This is a genomic window from Klebsiella sp. BIGb0399 (genome assembly GCF_003752615.1).
Classification (GTDB): Bacteria; Pseudomonadota; Gammaproteobacteria; order Enterobacterales; family Enterobacteriaceae; genus Klebsiella; species Klebsiella lignicola.
Genome location: NZ_RKHT01000008.1, coordinates 259,357 through 279,841, shown reverse-complemented (window position 1 = coordinate 279,841; position 20,485 = coordinate 259,357). Strand labels below are relative to the sequence as shown.

Genomic DNA, 20,485 nt, shown 5'->3' with positions numbered 1-20,485 from the left:
ATCATGGCGAAAGCGGCGCGAGCAACTATTAGCGATGTGGCGAAAGCCGCAAAGACCGGAAAAACCAGTATTTCACGCTATCTCAATGGCGAAAAACACCTGCTTTCCGATGACCTGCTGGCCAGAATTGAAGCCGCAATTGCTGAACTCAACTATCACCCCAGCCTGATGGCGCGCGGGCTGAAGCATGGCCGGACCCGGCTTATTGGCCTGATTATCGCCGACATCACCAACCCCTACTCCGTCAATGTCCTCAGCGGTATCGAAGCCGCCTGCCGGGAGAAAGGCTTTACCCTGCTGGTGTGTAATACCAACAACCAGCTCGACCAGGAGCTGCACTATCTCGACCTGCTGCGCAGCTATCAGGTTGAAGGTATCGTCGTCAATGCGGTGGGGATGCGTGAAGAGGGGCTGAATCGCCTGCAACAGTCGGCGCTGCCGATGGTGCTTATCGACCGCAAAATTCCTGATTTCGCCTGTGACGTCGTCGGTCTGGACAACACCCAGGCCGCGACTACGGCGACAGAGCATCTGGTAGAGAAAGGCTTCGAGGCCCTGCTGTTCCTGAGTGAACCGCTGGGTTCGGTGAACACCCGCCGCGAGCGCCTGAGCGCGTTTCGCGCCACGATCCAGCGCCACACCGGCATCGTCGCGGAGAACGCCGAAGTCCAGCTTAACGACGGCGCGATGCTGGATACGGTGCTGCGCCAGTTCCACTCCCGGCATCGCGGCATGCGCAAGGCGCTGATTTCCGCCAACGGCGCGCTGACGCTGCAGATTGCGCGCGCACTCAAACGGGTCGACCTGATTTGGGGCAGCGATATTGGCCTGCTCGGTTTCGATGAGCTGGAGTGGGCGGAGCTGGCTGGCGTGGGCATCACTACCCTGAAACAACCCACGTGGCAGATTGGCTATGCCGCCGTTGAACAGGTGGTTCGGCGTATTGAAGGCAGCAACGATCCTGTCTGCGAGCGGGTATTTTCCGGCGAGCTGATCGTGCGCGGCTCCACCTCCCGCTAATCATCCTTCGTGATGGTGATCATAAATCAGACATCCTTCGCTTTCCTTTGGAACCGGTACCATCTAGCGTTATAGAAAGATTCGCTACAGTGCTACCGGGAGTTTGTCAGATGGCCAGAAAGATTATTGTCGTGACTGCCGCCTATGGTCACGATCGCATTAAGGAACTGGGTGGGCAATCCGCCGTACTGCCGTTTATCGCCGGCTCCGGCGCCGACGGCGTGGAAATCCGCCGTGAATTATTCAGCGCGGACGAGCTCAATCAGCTGCCCGCGCTGGCGGCGGACATCGAGCGCCATAGCCTGTTAGCCTGCTATTCCGCGCCGGAAGCCCTGTTTGAAGCCAATGGCGCCCTCAACCCGCGCCTGCCGGCGCTGCTGCAGGAGGCGCAAACCCTCAACGCCCTGTGGTTGAAACTGTCGCTGGGCCACTTCACCCATCACCAGGATCTGGAAACGCTGCGCCACACTTTGCAGGAGAGCGGCATGGCGCTGGTGGTGGAAAACGACCAGACCGACTGCGGCCAGCTGGCGCCGATGCTGCGCTTTCAGTCCGCCTGCCGGGTGAAACAGCTGCCGGTGACCCTGACCTTCGATATGGGGAACTGGCTGTGGGTTGGCGATTCGCCCGAAGAGGCCGCCCGCCATCTGGCGCCCACCGTCAGCTATATCCATGTCAAAGCCGCAGAACCTCACCTGGAAAACTATCGCGCCGTTCCCCCTGATGAAGCGCCGACGCGCTGGCTGGCCCTGCTCGATAACCTGCCCGCCGATGCCCCGCGCGGTATCGAATTTCCGCTGGTTGGCCACGATCTGACGGCCGTGACCCGCCGCTACGTCAATTTGCTACGCGAGGAGTAAGCCATGGAAAACAAGGTGATAGAAAGCTCGAACACGCAAACCCCATTAGATGTCATCACCATTGGCGAAGCGATGGCCATGTTTGTCGCCACGCAAACCGGCGATCTGGCCGACGTCGAGCACTTTATCAAACGCGTGGCAGGGGCGGAGTTAAACGTCGCCACCGGTCTGGCTCGTCTGGGGCTGAAAGTGGGCTGGGTCAGCCGCGTCGGCAAGGACAGCTTCGGCCGTTTTGTCCTGCGTTCACTGGCAAAAGAGGGCATTGATGCGCGCGGCGTTAGCGAAGACAGCCGTTACGCAACCGGCTTCCAGCTGAAATCAAAAGTCGAAAATGGAACCGATCCCATTGTGGAGTACTTCCGTAAAGGCTCCGCCGCCAGCCACCTCTCGACGGATGATTTCCACGCCGATTACTTCGCCAGCGCCCGCCATCTGCACCTCAGCGGCGTGGCGGCGGCACTGTCAGAAAGCTCATATACCCTGCTGGATCATGCGGCCAGCACCATGAAAGCCCAGGGGAAAACGATCTCTTTCGATCCTAACCTGCGCCCGGTGCTGTGGAAGAGTGAGGCCGACATGGTCGAGAAGCTTAACCAGCTGGCCTTCCAGGCCGATTGGGTTCTGCCGGGCCTGAAAGAAGGGATGATCCTCACCGGCCAGCAGACCCCGGAAGGTATCGCAGATTTCTATCTGACGCGCGGCGTGCAGGCGGTGATTATTAAAACCGGCTCCGACGGCGCCTGGTTTAAAACCGCCGCGGGTGAGCAAGGGGCGGTCGCCGCCGTCACCGTCGACAACGTGGTTGATACCGTGGGCGCTGGCGATGGTTTTGCCGTCGGGGTGATCAGCGCCCTGCTGGAAGGTCACGCGCTGCATCATGCGGTGCAACGCGGGAACCGCATCGGCGCGCTGGCGATTCAGGTCCAGGGCGATAGCGAAGGATTACCGACTCGCGAGGCGCTGGGCGAATAGCCCAGGCTGGCGAACCATAACAGCCTCTTCTGTACCCTACATACAGCGGCGGCATCATAAACCTCAACTTTAGAGGCAAGCCTATGAACAGCTCAACCAATGCAGCAAAACGTTGGTGGTACATCATGCCTATCGTGTTTATCACGTACAGCCTGGCGTACCTCGACCGCGCAAACTTCAGTTTTGCTTCGGCAGCGGGCATTACTGAAGATTTAGGCATTACCAAAGGGGTGTCGTCGCTCCTGGGGGCGCTTTTCTTCCTCGGCTATTTCTTCTTCCAGATCCCGGGGGCGATTTACGCCGAGCGCCGCAGCGTGCGCAAACTGATTTTTATCTGTCTGATTCTGTGGGGTGCCTGCGCCTCGCTGACCGGCATGGTACACAATATTCCGGCGCTGGCGGCTATCCGCTTTATTCTGGGCGTCGTCGAAGCGGCAGTGATGCCGGCCATGCTGATTTACATCAGTAACTGGTTTACCAAATCTGAACGCTCGCGGGCCAATACCTTCTTAATTCTGGGGAACCCGGTCACGGTACTGTGGATGTCGGTGGTATCCGGCTACCTGATTCAGTCCTTCGGCTGGCGTGAAATGTTCATTATTGAAGGCGTCCCAGCGGTGCTTTGGGCCTTCTGCTGGTGGGTGCTGGTAAAAGACAAACCGTCACAGGTCAACTGGCTTGCTGAAAGCGAAAAAGCGGCGCTGCAGGCGCAACTGGAAAGCGAACAGCAGGGCATCAAAGCCGTGCGTAACTACGGCGAAGCCTTCCGTTCACGTAACGTTATTCTGCTGTGCATGCAGTATTTTGCCTGGAGCATCGGGGTGTACGGTTTCGTCCTGTGGCTGCCGTCGATTATCCGCAGCGGCGGTGTCAATATGGGCATGGTGGAAGTGGGCTGGCTCTCTTCCGTACCGTACCTGGCCGCAACTGTCGCGATGATCGTAGTGTCATGGGCGTCCGATAAAATGCAAAACCGTAAACTGTTCGTCTGGCCGCTGCTGCTGATTGGCGGGCTGGCCTTTATCGGTTCCTGGGCGGTCGGCGCCAACCATTTCTGGGCTTCATATACCCTGCTGGTGATTGCCGGTGCAGCGATGTATGCCCCTTATGGCCCGTTCTTCGCCATTATCCCGGAAATGCTACCACGTAACGTCGCCGGCGGCGCGATGGCGCTGATTAACAGCATGGGTGCGTTAGGTTCGTTCTTTGGCTCGTGGTTCGTGGGTTACCTGAACGGCAGCACCGGCAGCCCGTCCGCCTCATACATTTTCATGGGGGTGGCGCTTTTCGTCTCGGTATGGCTTACTTTAATTGTTAAGCCTGCTAATCATCAAAAACTTCCGCTTGGCGCTCGACACGCCTGACCTTTATCACCAGGGAGATCCGCATGAAGCCGTCCGTTATTCTCTACAAAACGCTTCCCGACGACCTGCTACAACGTCTGGAAAAACACTTTACCGTGACTCAGGTTAAGAATCTGAGCCACGACACTATCCAGCAGCACGCCGATGCCTTTGCCAACGCGGTAGGGCTGCTGGGATCGAGCGAAAAAGTTGATGCCGCGTTACTGGAGAAAATGCCCAGGCTTCGTGCTACCTCAACCATCTCCGTCGGCTACGACAACTTCGATGTTGCGGCGCTGAACGCGCGTAAGGTGCTTCTGATGCATACGCCGACCGTGCTCACCGAAACGGTGGCCGATACGGTGATGGCGCTGGTGTTAAGCACGTCGCGTCGCGTCGTCGAAGTGGCGAATCGCGTGAAAGCCGGGGAGTGGACCAAAAGCATTGGTCCGGATTGGTTCGGCACCGATGTGCACCACAAAACGCTGGGGATCGTCGGCATGGGCCGCATTGGGATGGCGCTGGCACAACGGGCGCACGCCGGTTTCGGCATGCCGATTCTGTACAATGCCCGCAGCCGACATCCACAGGCGGAGGAGCGCTTCAACGCGCGTTACTGCGATCTGGATACGCTGCTGCAGGAAGCCGATGTGGTCTGCCTGATCCTGCCGTTGACCGCGGAAACGCATCATCTGTTCAACGCCGACAAATTTGCCCTAATGAAGTCCTCCGCCATCTTTATTAATGCCGGACGCGGTCCGGTCGTTGATGAACAGGCGCTGATCGCAGCATTACAGCAAGGCGAAATCCACGCGGCGGGGCTTGATGTTTTCGAGCAGGAACCGCTGGCGAAAGACTCTCCGTTGCTGAGTCTGCCGAATGTCGTCGCGCTGCCGCATATCGGTTCCGCTACCCATGAGACCCGCTACAACATGGCGGCCTGTGCGGTAGATAACCTGATTGATGCGCTGAATGGTCAGGTGGACAAAAACTGCGTTAACCCGCAGGTAAAGTGAAGGGATAAGCTGATACTACCCGGCAGCATACGGCCGGGCAGTCTCCCGGGTCGGCCTCAGAGCCAGACCCGGGGTGGCAAACCGATTAACGCGTTGCGTTAACTGCCGCCGTCCACGCCTGGTTGAAAGCCTGATGCTGGGCAGCCAGCGGGCCAATCAGGGTGTTGTACTGGCTGGCCTGCTGCGACGTCGGGAACTGGATCCCGTTCGCCACGAAGCTCACCTGAGTATTTTGCTGAGCGATGAAATCACCCACCTGTACCAGCTGCTGCGTGAAGACCTGCGCGGCAGGGATCAGCGGCTGCAATGCATTGGCCGGAGTGGTCACGACTTTATTGTAAACCTGGTCAAAGACCGGCTTCAGATCGTCACCCTGCTTCAGCGCGCTATGTGCGCCATCGGCCTGCATTTTTGCATTTTCCAGCTGCTGGCTCAGCACGCCCAGCGCACCGTTTGCCTGGCGCAGCGGTTCACGCTGAGTCACATAATCCTGGGGAACGCGAATCGCGCCCACGCTATCTACGACCGGACGCAGACCTGCATCCATCGCCTGACTTACCTGCTGTGAATAGCCGTAAATCACCGCGTAATCGGAGACAAAAGGACCGAACTGTTTTTTCTGATCGGCAGTCAGCGTCGGCAGACGTTCGCCGCTACGCATTGCCGTATTTTGCAGGAAATCGATAAACGCTTTGCGCTGATCGCCTTCTTTATCAAAACACCCACTCAGGCTAACCACCATCAATAAGGCCGCAATAGCCGCAAACCAGCGAGAGCAGGACTTTCCTGTCGCCATTTTTTTACTCCTTTCAGCCAAAAAAAGCGCACACAGACACACACGTGCCAGACGCTGACAAGGATAGTCCAGGTCGGCCCGGCAGGATACTCTTTCCTGACAATCTCCGCAGGAAAAGCACGGTTCCCGGCGTTTTATCGCCAGAGGCTGGCGTATGTTAAGCCCATCACAATTACCGCCATCATTCATCGGTCGCTAAAAAACAACAACTTCATGATTTAACTAATATTTAAAAAACACACTTTCTGCCCGACGGCGAAAGCGAACGATAATCGCACGCTTCCTGGCGTGCCTGCGTTGCCTGGGTAGGCGTTCGGTGATTTGATAAACGAGCGATTAACGGCAACTCGTTCGATTATCGCACAAATTATCTCAACGACAGCGAGGGAGTGAGTCATCACCCTGCCCCGCTCTGGCTGCCAGGAATGCCGTATGAATAAGACAACCATCGATATTCAGGCTTTTATTAATGAACATCCGTTTACCAGATATCAGTGGATGATTCTGGCCTTATGCTTTATCACCGTCGCGCTGGACGGGTTCGATACCGCCATTATCGGTTTTATTGCCTCTGACCTGGTGCAGGAATGGGGCGTGGAGAAATCCGCCTTAGGCCCGGTGATGAGCGCCGCGCTGGTCGGTCTGGCGGTTGGTGCGCTGACCGCCGGCCCGCTGGCTGACCGCATTGGTCGCAAGAAAGTCCTGCTCATGTCGATTGTGGTTTTCGGCAGCTTTAGTCTGTTGACCGCCTTCGCCACCAGCCTCAACCAGCTGGCGCTGCTGCGCTTTTTGACCGGCCTGGGACTTGGCGCCGCGATGCCTAACGCGGCCACGCTGTTGAGCGAATATGCCCCTGAACGCCGTCGCGCGTTGCTAGTGAACCTGATGTTCGTCGGCTTCCCGATGGGTTCATCGCTGGGCGGCTTTCTCTCGGCCTGGATGATCCCCCATTACGGCTGGCAAAGCGTGTTGATCCTCGGCGGCGTCATGCCGCTGCTGCTGGCGGTGGCGCTGGTGTTCTTATTGCCGGAGTCGGCGCGCTATATGGTCGTCAAACGCCAGCCAGCGCCACGTATTGCGGCGATTCTCCGGCGTATCGCGCCGCTGCCGGAGCAGGTTGACTTTACGCTGCATGAAGCCGACCAGGTGAAAGAGAAATCGGCGCTGGCGGTGATTTTCTCGCCGCGCTACATCGTCGGGACCGTGATGCTGTGCATGACCTACTTTATGGGGCTGCTCATCTTCTATTTACTGACCAGCTGGCTGCCGCTGCTGATTCGCGAAACCGGCGCATCGATGAGCCAGGCATCAATCATCACCGCGTTGTTCCCGCTGGGCGGCGGTATCGGGGTACTGATCCTCGGCGCGCTGATGGACAAGATAAACCCCAATAAAGTGGTGGCTGTGGGCTGGCTGTTGACCGGTATTTTCGTCTGCCTCGTGGGCTTCTCTACCAGCAGCCTGGTCTTGATGGGGGTGATGGTGTTTATTGCCGGCAGCATCATGAACGGCGCGCAATCCTCAATGCCCGCCCTGGCCGCCGGATTTTATCCGACCCAAGGTCGGGCGACCGGCGTGGCATGGATGCTGGGTATCGGCCGATTTGGCGGCATCCTTGGTGCCTTCAGCGGTGCGTTCCTGATGCAGGCTCAGCTCTCCTTCGAGACCATTTTCACCCTGCTGTCGATTCCGGCGTTCTTATCTGCCGGTGCGCTGCTGGTGAAATATAAGATGAGCAAGCAGCAACAGGCATCGCCTCAGACCCAGGCAAAAAGCATGCAAAAAGCCTGATCCTCAGGCCAGCGGGAAGCCGCTGGCCTGACCGTTTTCATCAGCGTTTACAAAAATTTTCCATAGCCGATCGACTGATGATTAATCATCACCTTACCTGCCGTTTTCCTCTGCGTATCGCCGCTCAAACGATAGCCTGCATGCACATAATCACCCACGTGATCATTATTTGCCTTTTTTCTGACTATTCTTAATAGGCTAAATAAATCTACCCTTTTGCTGTGTGATAAAAGGAGTTCTCAATGGAATATAAAGATCCCGTGTTTGAACTGCTTAGCAGCCTGGAACAAATTGTTTTTAAAGATATTTCGCCGACTAACGCCCAGCCCAGGAAGCAGACCGCATTCAGCGAGTTTGAGCGGCTTCGTCAAGGCAGCGGCCTGCAAATTGATGATTTTGCCAATGCCATGGGCGTCAGCGTGGCGATGGTACAGGAGTGGGAATCAAGACGGGTGAAACCCTCTTCCACCGAGCTCAAATTAATGCGCCTGATTCAGGCAAACCCTCAGCTTTCAAGGCAACTTCTCGACTAAAGTTCTATAATGAAGTGAGGGTCTGACTACGGTCCTGATACGGGACCGTTTTTATTTGTGTGAAAAAAAGGTTTGCTATCGCTACGCAAAAATGAGTTAATGCTCGCAGGTTTGATGTACAGACCACAGAGCATTGGTATAGAGTAGTCCTTGAGCGGTTATCATAGATACCCCGGTAGTGAACTTTCCCTTTATAGCTTCAAATCTGTAGTCCAGACCTTATCGCCGAAAGGTTCATTTATTATTTAAAGGTATTTCGCTATGTCCGGTAAAATGACTGGTATCGTAAAATGGTTCAACGCTGACAAAGGCTTCGGCTTCATCACTCCTGATGACGGTTCTAAAGACGTGTTCGTACACTTCTCCGCTATCATGAACGATGGCTACAAATCTCTGGATGAAGGTCAGAAAGTTTCCTTCACCATCGAAAGCGGCGCTAAAGGCCCGGCAGCTGGTAACGTAACCAGCCTGTAAGCTTAAATTAAGCTCAGAATTCAAGATCCCTGCCTCACGGCGGGGATTTTTTTATCTGTAGATCAACAACCGCCGTCTTCACAGAGGGCGGTTTTTTTGTCTTCACAGCGCTGAAAAATGCCAGCCTTCCATGCGCCACTCCAGCGAGTGGGTCAGCCGCAATCCCTGGAGAAAATCATCGTCATGCGACACGACAATCATCGCCCCAGGAAACGCCGCTAATGCCGACTCAATAGCCCGGGTGGACACTAAATCAAGATGGTTAGTTGGCTCATCTAACAACAGAAGCTGCGCCGCTTCACGCCGCCACAGCACACAGGCCAGCGCGGCTTTTAATCGCTCGCCGCCGCTCAATGCCGACAACGGCAGATTAATTTTATCCGCCCCCAGTTGCAGTTGGGCAAGACGGCTGCGTAATGCGCCCGCCTCCAGCGGCGTATCATCAAGATTAAGGTGCGCCATGACCGACAGCGACAAATCCAGCTGCGACAAGTTCTGATCCAGCCAGGCCGCATGCACCGATACCCGACACTCGCCGGATAAAGGTGCCACCAGACCCATCAGCGTTTTCAGAAGCGTGGTTTTCCCGCAACCGTTAGGGCCACGCAACGCCACGCGCAGCGGTCCGTCAAGCCGCCAGTCAAGCGGCAGAGTGTCAGAAAATGCCAGCTGTAAAGCGTCGAGGACTAATACCTGTTTGCCGGCGGAAATCTGACTCCCCGGCAAGGTAAACATCACCGCCGCCTCTTCTTCAACCCGCTCACGCGCCTGAGCAACCGCAGCGTTTAGTGCGCTATTTTGTTCCCGGTGCTGGCGATGCACTGTACCCGGACGCTCCTTCGCCGCCCCTTTGTATTTCACCCGCTCAAAGGAGGCGATATTCAGCGTATCAACCACTCGCAGTGTCTGAGCAGAGCGTCGCTGGCTGGCGTCATGTTCCTTTTGCATCCGTATACGCGTACGACGGCGCTCGGTTGCAGCATGTTCCAATGCCGAACGTGCCGCCTGCTGCTCCACATCACGCTGCTGCTGATAATCGGCGTAGTTGCCTCCGTAGCTGCGCAGCGCGCCGGGCGTGAGTTCAAGTATGCGCGGCATGTTAGCCAACAGCGCACGATCGTGACTCGCTATCAGCGCCCCTCCGGGCCAGCGTTCAAGCTGTTGATACAACCAATCGCGTCCTTGTCTGTCCAGATGGTTAGTTGGCTCGTCCAGCAATAAATAGTCCGCGCCTGACAGAAAGGCCCCGCACAGCAACGCTTTCACCCGCTCCCCGCCGCTCAGTGAAGATGCGAGTCGATCGGGGGAAAACGCTGGCAGATCAGCAGCTTCAAACGCCGTACTCAGGCGATCGCGTAGATCCCAGAAACCTTCCAGGCTATCGACGTCATCAGGCAGCCCTTCACCGCACTCAAGCCGCCGCAAAGCAGAAAATATGGACTCATAGCCCAACAGGGCAGCCAGCGATGTGCTGGAGGTGATAGCCGGCTGTTGGGCAACATAGGCCAGTGAGGTACCGCGTTCGATATGTCCACCAGAGGGAGAATCTATGCCCGCCAGCAGGCGCAGCAGCCGGGTTTTCCCGACGCCATTTCGCCCGACCAGACCGCAGAGTGAACTCTCCAGCGCGATATTCAGCGGACCAAAAAGCATTTCTCCCGTCGCAAACTGACAGGTGACCTGATGCAAAATAAAAGAGGGGGATTGGGCACAATGGGCCATAAGCACTCCTGAATGAAATCAATACATCCCCTGCTGACGCAGTGCGCTAGCAAGGATCCGAATTCAGCAGGCGTGTTTGTCCATTTCAGTGTGCTCTCAGTGAGACGAGGGATTCGTCGGGGCATAGAATAGCCATACCCCCGCCCTTATGACAAGGTTAATTTTCCAACAACCGTGATCAGGCTAATCGACTCTCCCCGCTAGCAGATGCAAAACACTGTCGATATCGCTTAATTTTTATCGCTCAATTTTCATTCTAATTTTTTGACAGAGATGAGCAAATTGTTCTGATTTTAATCAGTCGTCAATGGTCCTATTATTTATCACATCAGAGCAACAACGCGCTCTAACACACAAAACCACTTAAGGAATATGACCATGAAATCTATCAAAACTTTAGCTGTAGTTTCCGCTCTCTCCCTGATGTCTTTCGGTGCGTTTGCCCAGAGTATCAGCACCACCGCCTCCACGCTGGACCGCGCAGAAGCGAAAATTGCCGCTCAGGCAGCCGAACAGGGTGCGTCATACAAAATCACCAGCGCCCAGTTTAACAACCGCGTGCATATGACTGCCGAACTGACCAAATAAGTCGTCCCCGTTTTTGCCGGGCCGCCGGACGTGAACCAGACAGGCGACAACGACAACACGATGAAGAAGGAATACAGAATGAAAAATATCAGCGTGATCACCGCCCTGTTGCTGGCTGCTTCACTCTCCTCTGGCGTGATGGCCGCAGAGCGTCAGCCTGCACAGCCGGAAGCCGGTTCGAACATTGATACCTCAGTGCATCAGAATCGTATCAACGTCAGCCACGCGTTTGATAAAGAGAACCTGACTGCAGGGACTCTGCAATAAATCAGAAGGGCCGAACGGCCCGTAGATGAGCTAATCCATCGCTTAGCGCATAAAAAAACCTGCCATCGGGCAGGTTTTTTGTTTTGCAGACGCAACCGTTACTGCAGCAGAGAGATATCCGCAACCTGCAGGAACAGCTCGCGAAGCTTCGACAGCAGCGTCAGACGGTTGATACGCACGTCTTTATCTTCGGCATTCACCATCACGTTCTCAAAGAACTCATCCACCGGCTCACGCAGGGCGGCCAGCTCGATCAGCGCTTCCTGATAACGACCTTCGGCAAAGTACGGCTGCAGCTTATCGCGCAGTACGACCAGGTTTCTGGCGAGGTTCATCTCAGCATCTTCCTTCAGCACCGAGGCGTGAACGATGTCGTTCAGAACTTCGTCGGACTTCGCCAGGATGTTGGAAACACGCTTGTTGGCCGCGGCCAGTGCAGACGACGCTTCCAGAGTACGGAAGTGCGATACCGCCTTCATGCGGGCATCGAAATCTGCCGGACGGGTCGGACGACGCGCCAGTACCGCCTGAATGGTGTCAACGGTGTAGCCTTCATCCTGATACCAGGCGCGGAAACGACCGAGCATGAAGTCGATAACATCATCGACAACCTTCGCGTTGGTCAGCTTGTCGCCGTACAGACGCACCGCTTCTTCAGTCAGCGTCTGCAGATCCAGATTCAGGTTCTTCTCGACGATGATGCGCAGCACGCCCAGCGCGGCACGACGCAGCGCAAACGGGTCTTTATCACCTTTAGGATGCTGGCCGATGCCAAAGATACCCGCCAGGGTGTCCATCTTGTCGGCAATCGCCACGGCACAGGCTACCGGGTTGGACGGCAGGTCATCACCGGCAAAGCGCGGCTGATACTGCTCGTTCAGCGCGACGGCAACGTCTTCGGCTTCGCCATCATGGCGCGCGTAGTGCATCCCCATGACGCCCTGAGTATCGGTGAACTCGAAGACCATATTGGTCATCAGGTCGCACTTCGACAGCAGGCCTGCACGGGTCGCGTGGTTAACGTCGGCGCCGATCTGACCGGCAATCCAGCCCGCCAGGGCCTGAATACGGTCGGTTTTGTCGCGCAGCGTGCCCAGCTGCTGCTGGAACAGCACGGTCTGCAGACGCGGCAGATGATCTTCCAGACGCTTTTTACGGTCGGTATTGAAGAAGAACTCCGCATCCGCCAGGCGCGGACGAACCACCTTCTCGTTACCGGAGATGATCTGCTGCGGGTCTTTAGATTCGATGTTAGCCACGAAGATAAAGTTCGGCAGCAGTTTGCCGTCCTCGGCATACACCGGGAAGTACTTCTGGTCACCTTTCATGGTGTAAACCAGCGCTTCAGACGGTACCGCGAGGAATTTTTCTTCGAATTTCGCTGTCAGGACTACCGGCCACTCGACCAGCGAGGTGACCTCTTCCAGCAGGCTTTCGCTGAGATCGGCTTTACCACCAATCTTCTGCGCCGCAGCTTCTGCGTCGGCTTTAATCATCGCTTTACGCGTTGCGTAATCCGCCACCACTTTGCCGCGCTCCAGCAGAATCTGCGGATACTGATCGGCATTGTCGATGGTGAACTCCGGCTCGCCCATAAAGCGGTGACCACGAATCACGCGGTCGGAAGCGATACCCAGAATCGTTGCCGGGATCACTTTATCACCCAGCAGCAGCGTCACGGTGTGGACCGGACGGACGAAGTGGACGTCAGAGTCGCCCCAACGCATCAGTTTCGGGATCGGCAGTTTCGCGAGTGAGGTTGCTACCATGTTTGGCAGCAGCGCTTCGGCGCTTTCGCCCGTCACATGCGCACGATACAGCAGCCATTCACCTTTATCGGTAGCCAGACGCTCGGCCTGGTCGACGGTGATCCCGCAGCCACGCGCCCAGCCTTCGGCCGCTTTGCTCGGTTTGCCTTCTGCATCAAACGCCGCAGAGACTGCCGGGCCGCGTTTTTCGACTTCGCGATCCGGCTGAGATGCCGCCAGGTTAGCGACTTTCAGCGCCAGACGACGCGGTGCAGCAAACCATTCAACGGCGCCGTGGGCGAGGCCAGCAGCATCCAGTTCCGCGGTAACATTCGCAGCAAAGGATTCAGCCAGGCTGCGCAGGGCTTTTGGTGGCAGCTCTTCGGTGCCGATTTCCACCAGGAAAGTTTTATCAGACATGGCCGCCTCTTATTTGTTTTTGTTGCACATCGGGAAGCCGAGGGCTTCACGGGAAGCGTAGTAAGCTTCCGCCACTGCTTTGGTCAGGGTGCGAATGCGCAGGATATAGCGCTGACGCTCGGTGACGGAAATGGCTTTACGTGCATCCAGCAGGTTGAAGCTATGGGCGGCCTTCAGAATACGCTCGTAGGCAGGCAGCGGCAGCGGGTTTTCCAGCGCCAGCAGCTGCTGTGCTTCTTTCTCATACTGCTCGAAGCAGGAGAACAGGAAGTCGACATCCGCGTATTCAAAGTTGTAGGTCGATTGCTCGACTTCGTTCTGATGGAACACGTCGCCGTAGGTGGTTTTACCCAGCGGGCCGTCGCTCCAGACCAGGTCGTAAACGCTGTCTACGCCCTGAATGTACATTGCCAGACGTTCCAGACCGTAGGTGATCTCACCGGTAACCGGTTTGCATTCCAGGCCACCCACCTGTTGGAAGTAAGTGAACTGCGTCACTTCCATGCCGTTCAGCCACACTTCCCAACCCAGACCCCAGGCACCCAGCGTCGGGTTTTCCCAGTTGTCTTCCACGAAGCGAATATCGTGAATGGTCGGATCCATACCCAGCTCTTTCAGAGACCCAAGGTACAGCTCCTGAATGTTGTCCGGCGATGGCTTAATGACCACCTGGAACTGGTAATAGTGCTGTAAGCGGTTCGGGTTTTCGCCATAGCGACCGTCGGTCGGACGGCGGGAAGGCTGCACATAGGCGGTCGCCATCGGCTCTGGCCCCAGCGCACGCAGGCAGGTCATCGGGTGAGAGGTGCCGGCGCCGACTTCCATGTCCAGTGGTTGAACAATGGTGCAGCCCTGACGAGCCCAGTAATCCTGTAAGGTCAGGATCAGGCCCTGGAAGGTCCTGGTATCAAACTTTTGCATATTATTTCGTGCTGGATACGTGTGGATTTAAAGGAAGGGATCAGTATACCCGCTGGATGCGAGATATACAGTACGAAACGGTGTTGTTTAAACAAAATTGCGGAAATTAGCGCCATCATGGGGCATCAGAGCCCGATTTACCGCATAGAAAGATGTAAAAACTGCCCGTCTGGGTCAAAAGAACAGATAAAGTGCTCATTCTTCGAGGTCAGGCCAGAGAGCTCGTAGCTCCCCTGGAACTGCTCGAAACGGCTGACGTCCACCATTCGGGTTCCGGTACTATAGCGTTTCGCCGCCTGATCCTTGCACAGTTGCTCCATATTAAGGGTAATTTGCGGCGTAATACGCGCACGCTGCGCTTTTTGCACCGGCTGAGCTGGCGACTGGCTGCAGCCCGCAAGCAGGAGCACTAACAGACCAGAAAATAAATATTTCATCACCATTTTTTCCAACCGTTTTGTTAGCAAATTGTTATCTTGCAGGCTACGTGAAATCACCGGACCATTGTGCGAATCTCTCCACATCCCGACAAGAGTATTGCGGGAAACTCGGAATATTCCATTGCGACACCCTCCGATAAGGGAAGTCAGACTCTCTTTAAGCAGGAGCAACTGAGGCACTGATGCAGGAAAAAATACGCTGGATTACACATTTGCGCGGTATCGCATGCCTGATGGTGGTGATGATTCACAGCACCACGTGGTACATCACCCATCCCCATACGATTAACCTGCTGGACTGGGATATTGCCAACCTGCTTAACTCCGCGTCCCGGGCCAGCGTCCCGCTGTTTTTCATGATGTCAGGTTATCTGTTTTTCGGTGAACGCAGCGCCCAGCCGCGGCATTTCCTGCGTATCGTCCTGTGTGTACTGTTCTATAGCGCGCTGTCGCTGCTCTACATCACCTTGTTCACCCACATCAACGTGCTGCTGTCGCTGAAGAATCTGCTGCAAAAACCGGTGTTCTATCACCTGTGGTTTTTCTTCGCCATCATCGTCATTTACCTGCTCTCTCCGCTGCTGCAGGTGAAACAGGTGGCGCCCAAAATGCTGCTGGTCCTGATGCTGGTCATCGGCCTGCTGGCGAACCCCAACATGGTGTCGGTTAAAGCCGGCGGCATCGAATGGCTGCCGCTCAACCTCTACATCAACGGCGATACGTTTTACTACGTCCTGTATGGCGTGCTGGGCCGGGCAATAGGCATGATGGAGACGGAGAAAAAATGGCTCACGCTGCTGTGCGCCGGGCTTGTTGCCACGGCTGTCTGGGGGATTTCACGCGGGACTCTGCACGAGCTGGCGTGGCGGGGCGACTTCGGCGATACCTGGTATTTATACTGTGGACCGGCGGTGTTTATCTGCGCGATAGCCCTGTTCACGCTGGTGAAAAACACGCTGAACCAGTGCCAGATCCCTTTCCTGACGCTGATTGCCCGTCATTCGCTGGGGATCTACGGCTTTCATGCCCTGCTCATTCATGCGCTGCGGGCCAGCGGCCTGGTGCTGACCCGCTGGCCGCTGCTGGATATTTTGTGGGTGTTTGGTGCGGCGTTGTCGGGCAGCCTGCTGCTGTCGATACTGCTACAGCGCCTGGATACCCGACGTCTGGTCAGCTAATCCCCCGGATTTATGACGACATCAGCGGCAACAGCTGCTGATAAATCTGCCGGAAGGTTTCCCGGCGCGGCGCATAACGGGCAAAACGTTCGGCGTCGGGTCGGTGCGCCTGTTCCAGCGGCAATTGCGGCAGCAGGTCTGAGAACGCCACGCCTTTATGCAGCGCCAGCTGCGCCAGACGAGCGGCCCCAAGGGCTGGCCCGACGTCACCGCCGGTGCGGAAATCAAGCTGCTGACCGCTGATATCCGCCAGCATCTGCCGCCACCAGGGACTGCGCGCCCCGCCGCCAATCAGGGTGATACTTTCCGGTTTCACGCCGCAGGCATGCACCACGTCCATGCCGTCCGCCAGCGCATAACCCACGCCTTCCAGCACCGCGCGCGCCAGCTCCGCCGGGCCATGCTGATGAGTCAGGCCGAAAAATACGCCTTTGGCGTGCGGGTTGTTGTGCGGGGTACGCTCGCCGGAGAGATAGGGTAAAAACCAGACCGCATCGCTATGCTCATTCGCCGATTCCGCCGCGGCGATCAGCGCAGACACGGTGCCAAGACCGGTCAGTTTTGCAGCCCAATCCAGGCACGAAGCGGCGCTTAGCATCACCGACATCAAATGCCAGCGACCCGGCAGGGCGTGGCAAAAACTGTGTACCGCGCTTTCAGGTTTGCTAAGAAAGCCGTTGCTGACCGCGAAATAGACCCCGGAGGTTCCCAAAGAGAGCATGGCCTGGCCCACGTCCGCCATCCCCACGCCGACCGCGCCGGCAGCGTTATCGCCGCCGCCAGCCACCACCAGCGCCTGCGGCATATTCCAGGCCTGAGCGACCTCGGCACGCAGCGTCCCCGTCACCTCACAGCCCTCAAACAGCGCGGGCATGTTATCGCGGCTCAGGCCGCAGGCGGCGAGCATCTCATCGCTCCAGTCGCGTTTTTCGACATCCATCCACAGGGTGCCGGCGGCATCTGACATATCGCTGGCATAATCACCGGTCATCCGCAGACGGAGATAATCTTTCGGCAGCAGGACTTTATCGACCTGACGGAAGATCTCAGGCTCATGGTGCTGAACCCAGAGTAATTTCGGCGCGGTGAAACCCGGCATCATCAGGTTGCCGGTAATCTGCCGCGAGCGCCCCACGGCCTGTTCCAGCTCGGCACACTCGTCTCCGCTACGCCCGTCATTCCACAAAATCGCCGGACGCAGAACCCGCTGTTGTTTATCCAGCAACGTGGCGCCGTGCATCTGCCCGGCAATACCGATGGCTTTGACGTCGCGCAGCGCGTGCTGTGCGCCCAACGCCTGCATGGCGTGGTCTGTCGCCTGCCACCATTGCTCGGGGTCTTGTTCAGACCACAGCGGGTGTGGGCGCGATACGTTGAGGGGCGCGGTGTGCGACGCCAGAAGCTCACCCTGCTCATTGAGCAGAATGGCCTTCACGCCCGAAGTGCCTAAATCAATCCCGATGTACATACGGACTCTCCTTAATCGCGCGCCACGGCTAAGAGCCTATCCCAGTAGGCGTAGATGTTGCAGCCAGTTTGGGCACGGACAGCGCGGAACCACCGGAGCGTACACGCAGTACGTGAGGATGGTGAGCACTGCCCAGGGCCAAAATGGCAAATAAAATAGCCTAATGGGATCGGCTCTAAGCGTGGCGCGAGAATGCATGCTATTGCAACGCCCGGCAGTGCCGGGCGTCATCATTACTTATCAAAGAGATAATAGTTAACCAGATTCTCCAGTTGCTCCTGATGGCCGCTCTGGTGCTGCGGCGCCAGATTATGCTGCGCCGCGTACTGGGCGATCTCCGTCAGGGTCATTTTCCCGGACAGGATTTGCTGGCCCAGATCGCCGTTCCAGCCGGCGTAGCGCTTCGCGACGCGCTTATCCAGCTCTCCCTCTTCAATCATGCGCGCCGCCACTTTCAGCGACAGTGCCATGGTATCCATCGCCCCAATATGACCATAGAACAGATCGTATTTGTCGGTGCTCTGGCGACGCACTTTGGCATCAAAGTTCAGCCCGCCGGTGGTAAAACCGCCCGCTTTGAGGATTTCATACATCACCAGCGCATTCTCTTCCACGCTGTTCGGGAACTGGTCGGTGTCCCAACCCAGCTGCGGGTCGCCGCGGTTGGCATCGACGGACCCAAACAGCCCCAGCGCAATGGCGGTGGCAATTTCGTGGTGGAACGAGTGGCCGGCCAGGGTCGCGTGGTTGGCTTCAATGTTCAGTTTGATCTCTTTTTCGAGGCCGAACTGCTTGAGGAAGCCGTAGACGGTAGAGGCATCGTAATCGTACTGATGCTTGGTTGGCTCCTGCGGTTTAGGTTCAATCAGCAGCGTGCCCTGGAAACCGATTTTATGTTTGTGTTCAACCACCAGCTGCATGAAACGGCCAATTTGCTCACGTTCCTGGCGCAGGTCGGTATTCAGCAGGGTTTCGTAACCTTCACGACCGCCCCACAGGACATAGTTTTCCCCGCCCAGTTTGTGGGTCGCATCCATGGCGGTCACGACCTGAGTCGCCGCCCAGCTAAAGACTTCCGGATCCGGATTAGTCGCAGCCCCGGCACCGTAGCGCGGGTTGGTGAAGCAGTTTGCTGTGCCCCACAGCAGCTTCACGCCGCTTTGTTCCTGCTTCGCCGCCAGCACATCCACCATCCGGGAGAAATTCTCCAGGTACTCTTTCAGCGAGGCGCCTTCCGGAGAGACGTCCACATCGTGGAAGCAGTAATAGGGGACGTTCAGCTTGTGGAAAAACTCAAAGGCGACATCGGCTTTACGTTTGGCCATTTCCAGCGCATCGCCCGGCTGCTGCCACGGACGGTTAAAAGAGCCCACGCCAAACATATCGGCCCCGTTCCAGCAGAACGTATGCCAGTAGCAGGCGGCAAACCGCAGATGCTCTTCCATACGTTTGCCCAACACCAGCTCGTCCGGGTTGTAGTGACGGAATGCCAGCGGGTTAGTGGTTTTCGGGCCTTCATAACGAACGCGATCGAGTTGATCGAAATAGGTCTGCATAATGAACTCCATATTCAGGGATGCGGCGGGTAATATCTCTGACCTCAATATAGAATCGCTGTTTTACTTTCCTCAATTACGTTATTTCACACCACCATTGAGAGAATCCACAAACGTGCGCCAGATCCCATAACGCGATATTAATAACCACACCGCCACTTTCCCTTCAGAGACATATCAATGATATAGCGCAAACCATCATTTTTAAAAATAAGATCGTGGTCATAAATCAGCAAACAAACGAAATTTCGTAACCGCAAAATAAGCACAGATAATTGCCAGCGGTCCTTTGGCTGTTAAGAATCTACTAAGTACCAGGCCGTTTCTTTACCCCGTTCGTCTTATCCTGCACCCTACAAAAAAGGCGTTATTATTATGAAGATAAAGAACCTTTGCCTCACGCTCTGTGCTTCACTCCTGCTCACCAGCATGGCGGGTATGGCTAAAGAAGTTAAGATTGGTATGGCCATTGACGATCTCCGTCTTGAACGCTGGCAGAAAGATCGTGATATTTTTGTCAACAAAGCCGAATCATTAGGTGCGAAAGTATTTGTGCAGTCCGCCAATGGTAATGAAGAAACACAAATGTCGCAAATCGAAAATATGATAAATCGCGGCGTCGATGTTCTGGTTATTATTCCCTACAACGGTCAGGTATTAAGTAATGTCATTAAAGAAGCGAAACAGGAAGGGATTAAAGTCCTGGCCTATGACCGCCTGATCAACAACGCCGATATCGATTTCTATATTTCATTTGATAACGAAAAAGTTGGCGAAATGCAGGCCCAGAGTCTGGTTGATAAAACCCCGCAGGGGAATTATTTCCTGATGGGCGGCTCTCCGGTCGATAACAACGCCAAGCTGTTCCGAGCCGGGCAGATGAAAGTCCTCAAGCCGTATATTGATGAAGGCAAGATTAAAATTGTCGGCGACCAGTGGGTCGACGGCTGGCTGCCGGAAAATGCGCTGAAAATTATGGAAAATGCGCTCACCGCCAACAATAACAAAATCGATGCTGTTGTCGCGTCTAATGACGCTACCGCCGGCGGCGCCATTCAGGCATTAAGCGCCCAGGGCCTGGCAGGCAAAGTGGCGATATCCGGTCAGGATGCCGACCTTGCCGGCGTGAAACGTATTATTGCCGGAACCCAGACCATGACCGTCTACAAACCGATCACCACCCTGGCCACCACCGCGGCGGAGATCGCCGTCGAGTTAGGCAACGATAAGCAACCGAAAGCCGATACCACGCTGAACAATGGGCTGAAAGATGTCCCGGCCCGGCTGTTAACCCCGGTTGAAGTGAATAAAGACAATATCGAACAAACGGTGATCAAAGACGGGTTCCACAAAAAGAGCGAATTATAATTTT

Annotated in this window: 19 protein-coding genes; 12 read left to right on the top strand and 7 right to left on the bottom strand. The window is 56.0% G+C overall.

The window, feature by feature from the left end; genetic code table 11:
- Positions 1-3: 3 nt before the first annotated feature.
- The 5 genes from EDF82_RS19625 (at position 4) to ghrB (ending at position 5,211) form a co-directional block, all read left to right on the top strand.
- The gene (locus EDF82_RS19625) at positions 4-1,020 is read left to right on the top strand and encodes a LacI family DNA-binding transcriptional regulator (protein ID WP_123757179.1); all 1,017 of its coding nucleotides are present in this window, start codon (positions 4-6) and stop codon (positions 1,018-1,020) included.
- Positions 1,021-1,130: 110 nt separating this feature from the next.
- The gene (locus tag EDF82_RS19620) at positions 1,131-1,880 is read left to right on the top strand and encodes a sugar phosphate isomerase/epimerase (protein WP_123757178.1); all 750 of its coding nucleotides are present in this window, start codon (positions 1,131-1,133) and stop codon (positions 1,878-1,880) included.
- Between the two features lie 3 nt (positions 1,881-1,883).
- Positions 1,884-2,852, top strand: coding sequence for a sugar kinase (locus EDF82_RS19615; RefSeq protein WP_123757177.1), 969 nt, complete (start codon positions 1,884-1,886; stop codon positions 2,850-2,852).
- 83 nt (positions 2,853-2,935) lie between these two features.
- Positions 2,936-4,216, top strand: a complete 1,281-nt coding sequence (locus tag EDF82_RS19610) for an MFS transporter (RefSeq protein WP_123757176.1) — start codon at positions 2,936-2,938, stop codon at positions 4,214-4,216.
- A gap of 23 nt (positions 4,217-4,239) precedes the next feature.
- Positions 4,240-5,211 (top strand): glyoxylate/hydroxypyruvate reductase GhrB, encoded by a 972-nt coding sequence (gene ghrB / locus EDF82_RS19605; RefSeq protein ID WP_123757175.1) that lies wholly within the window; start codon positions 4,240-4,242, stop codon positions 5,209-5,211.
- A gap of 85 nt (positions 5,212-5,296) precedes the next feature.
- On the opposite strand, the gene EDF82_RS19600 is transcribed toward ghrB, so the two are convergent.
- Entirely contained in the window at positions 5,297-6,007 is a 711-nt protein-coding gene (locus tag EDF82_RS19600; protein ID WP_123757174.1) for a DUF3053 domain-containing protein, read from the bottom strand.
- Positions 6,008-6,439: 432 nt separating this feature from the next.
- Between EDF82_RS19600 and EDF82_RS19595 the strand changes: the two genes are divergently transcribed.
- The 3 genes from EDF82_RS19595 to cspA all read left to right on the top strand — a co-directional run bounded on the left by EDF82_RS19595 (position 6,440) and on the right by cspA (position 8,805).
- The gene (locus EDF82_RS19595; RefSeq protein ID WP_123757173.1) at positions 6,440-7,798 is read left to right on the top strand and encodes an aromatic acid/H+ symport family MFS transporter; all 1,359 of its coding nucleotides are present in this window, start codon (positions 6,440-6,442) and stop codon (positions 7,796-7,798) included.
- Positions 7,799-8,040: 242 nt separating this feature from the next.
- A complete protein-coding gene (locus EDF82_RS19590) occupies positions 8,041-8,331 on the top strand; it encodes an HTH-type transcriptional regulator (protein WP_123757172.1) in 291 nt (96 codons plus the stop codon).
- A gap of 261 nt (positions 8,332-8,592) precedes the next feature.
- On the top strand, positions 8,593-8,805 hold the full coding sequence (gene cspA, locus EDF82_RS19585) for an RNA chaperone/antiterminator CspA (protein WP_004868803.1): 213 nt from the start codon (positions 8,593-8,595) through the stop codon (positions 8,803-8,805).
- A gap of 102 nt (positions 8,806-8,907) precedes the next feature.
- Here the strand turns inward: cspA and EDF82_RS19580 are convergent, their stop codons facing one another.
- On the bottom strand, positions 8,908-10,527 hold the full coding sequence (locus tag EDF82_RS19580) for an ABC-F family ATP-binding cassette domain-containing protein (protein WP_123757171.1): 1,620 nt from the start codon (positions 10,525-10,527) through the stop codon (positions 8,908-8,910).
- A 378-nt stretch (positions 10,528-10,905) separates the two neighbouring features.
- Here EDF82_RS19580 and EDF82_RS19575 point away from each other — a divergent pair, with 378 nt between their 5' ends.
- Positions 10,906-11,115: a YdgH/BhsA/McbA-like domain containing protein gene (locus tag EDF82_RS19575; RefSeq protein WP_123757170.1), complete on the top strand. Its 210-nt coding sequence runs from the start codon at positions 10,906-10,908 to the stop codon at positions 11,113-11,115.
- 78 nt (positions 11,116-11,193) lie between these two features.
- Complete coding sequence (locus EDF82_RS19570) at positions 11,194-11,382, top strand: hypothetical protein (RefSeq protein ID WP_123757169.1); 189 nt, start codon at positions 11,194-11,196, stop codon at positions 11,380-11,382.
- A 98-nt stretch (positions 11,383-11,480) separates the two neighbouring features.
- On the opposite strand, the gene glyS is transcribed toward EDF82_RS19570, so the two are convergent.
- From glyS to EDF82_RS19555, 3 genes are all read right to left on the bottom strand, one after another.
- Positions 11,481-13,550, bottom strand: a complete 2,070-nt coding sequence (gene glyS / locus EDF82_RS19565; protein ID WP_123757168.1) for a glycine--tRNA ligase subunit beta — start codon at positions 13,548-13,550, stop codon at positions 11,481-11,483.
- 9 nt (positions 13,551-13,559) lie between these two features.
- Positions 13,560-14,471, bottom strand: coding sequence for a glycine--tRNA ligase subunit alpha (glyQ, locus tag EDF82_RS19560; RefSeq protein WP_004126458.1), 912 nt, complete (start codon positions 14,469-14,471; stop codon positions 13,560-13,562).
- 137 nt (positions 14,472-14,608) lie between these two features.
- Positions 14,609-14,914, bottom strand: coding sequence for a YsaB family lipoprotein (locus tag EDF82_RS19555; protein ID WP_123757382.1), 306 nt, complete (start codon positions 14,912-14,914; stop codon positions 14,609-14,611).
- Positions 14,915-15,093: 179 nt separating this feature from the next.
- Here EDF82_RS19555 and EDF82_RS19550 point away from each other — a divergent pair, with 179 nt between their 5' ends.
- Positions 15,094-16,089: an acyltransferase gene (locus EDF82_RS19550; RefSeq protein ID WP_123757167.1), complete on the top strand. Its 996-nt coding sequence runs from the start codon at positions 15,094-15,096 to the stop codon at positions 16,087-16,089.
- Positions 16,090-16,099: 10 nt separating this feature from the next.
- On the opposite strand, the gene xylB is transcribed toward EDF82_RS19550, so the two are convergent.
- Positions 16,100-17,557: a xylulokinase gene (gene xylB, locus EDF82_RS19545; RefSeq protein ID WP_123757166.1), complete on the bottom strand. Its 1,458-nt coding sequence runs from the start codon at positions 17,555-17,557 to the stop codon at positions 16,100-16,102.
- Between the two features lie 233 nt (positions 17,558-17,790).
- Positions 17,791-19,113, bottom strand: a complete 1,323-nt coding sequence (xylA, locus tag EDF82_RS19540) for a xylose isomerase (protein WP_123757165.1) — start codon at positions 19,111-19,113, stop codon at positions 17,791-17,793.
- Positions 19,114-19,488: 375 nt separating this feature from the next.
- On the opposite strand from xylA, the gene xylF reads away from it, so the two are divergent.
- Positions 19,489-20,481 carry a D-xylose ABC transporter substrate-binding protein gene (gene xylF, locus EDF82_RS19530; RefSeq protein ID WP_123757164.1) on the top strand — a complete coding sequence of 331 codons (993 nt, stop codon included), beginning with the start codon at positions 19,489-19,491 and terminating at the stop codon, positions 20,479-20,481.
- The last annotated feature ends 4 nt before the right edge of the window (positions 20,482-20,485 follow it).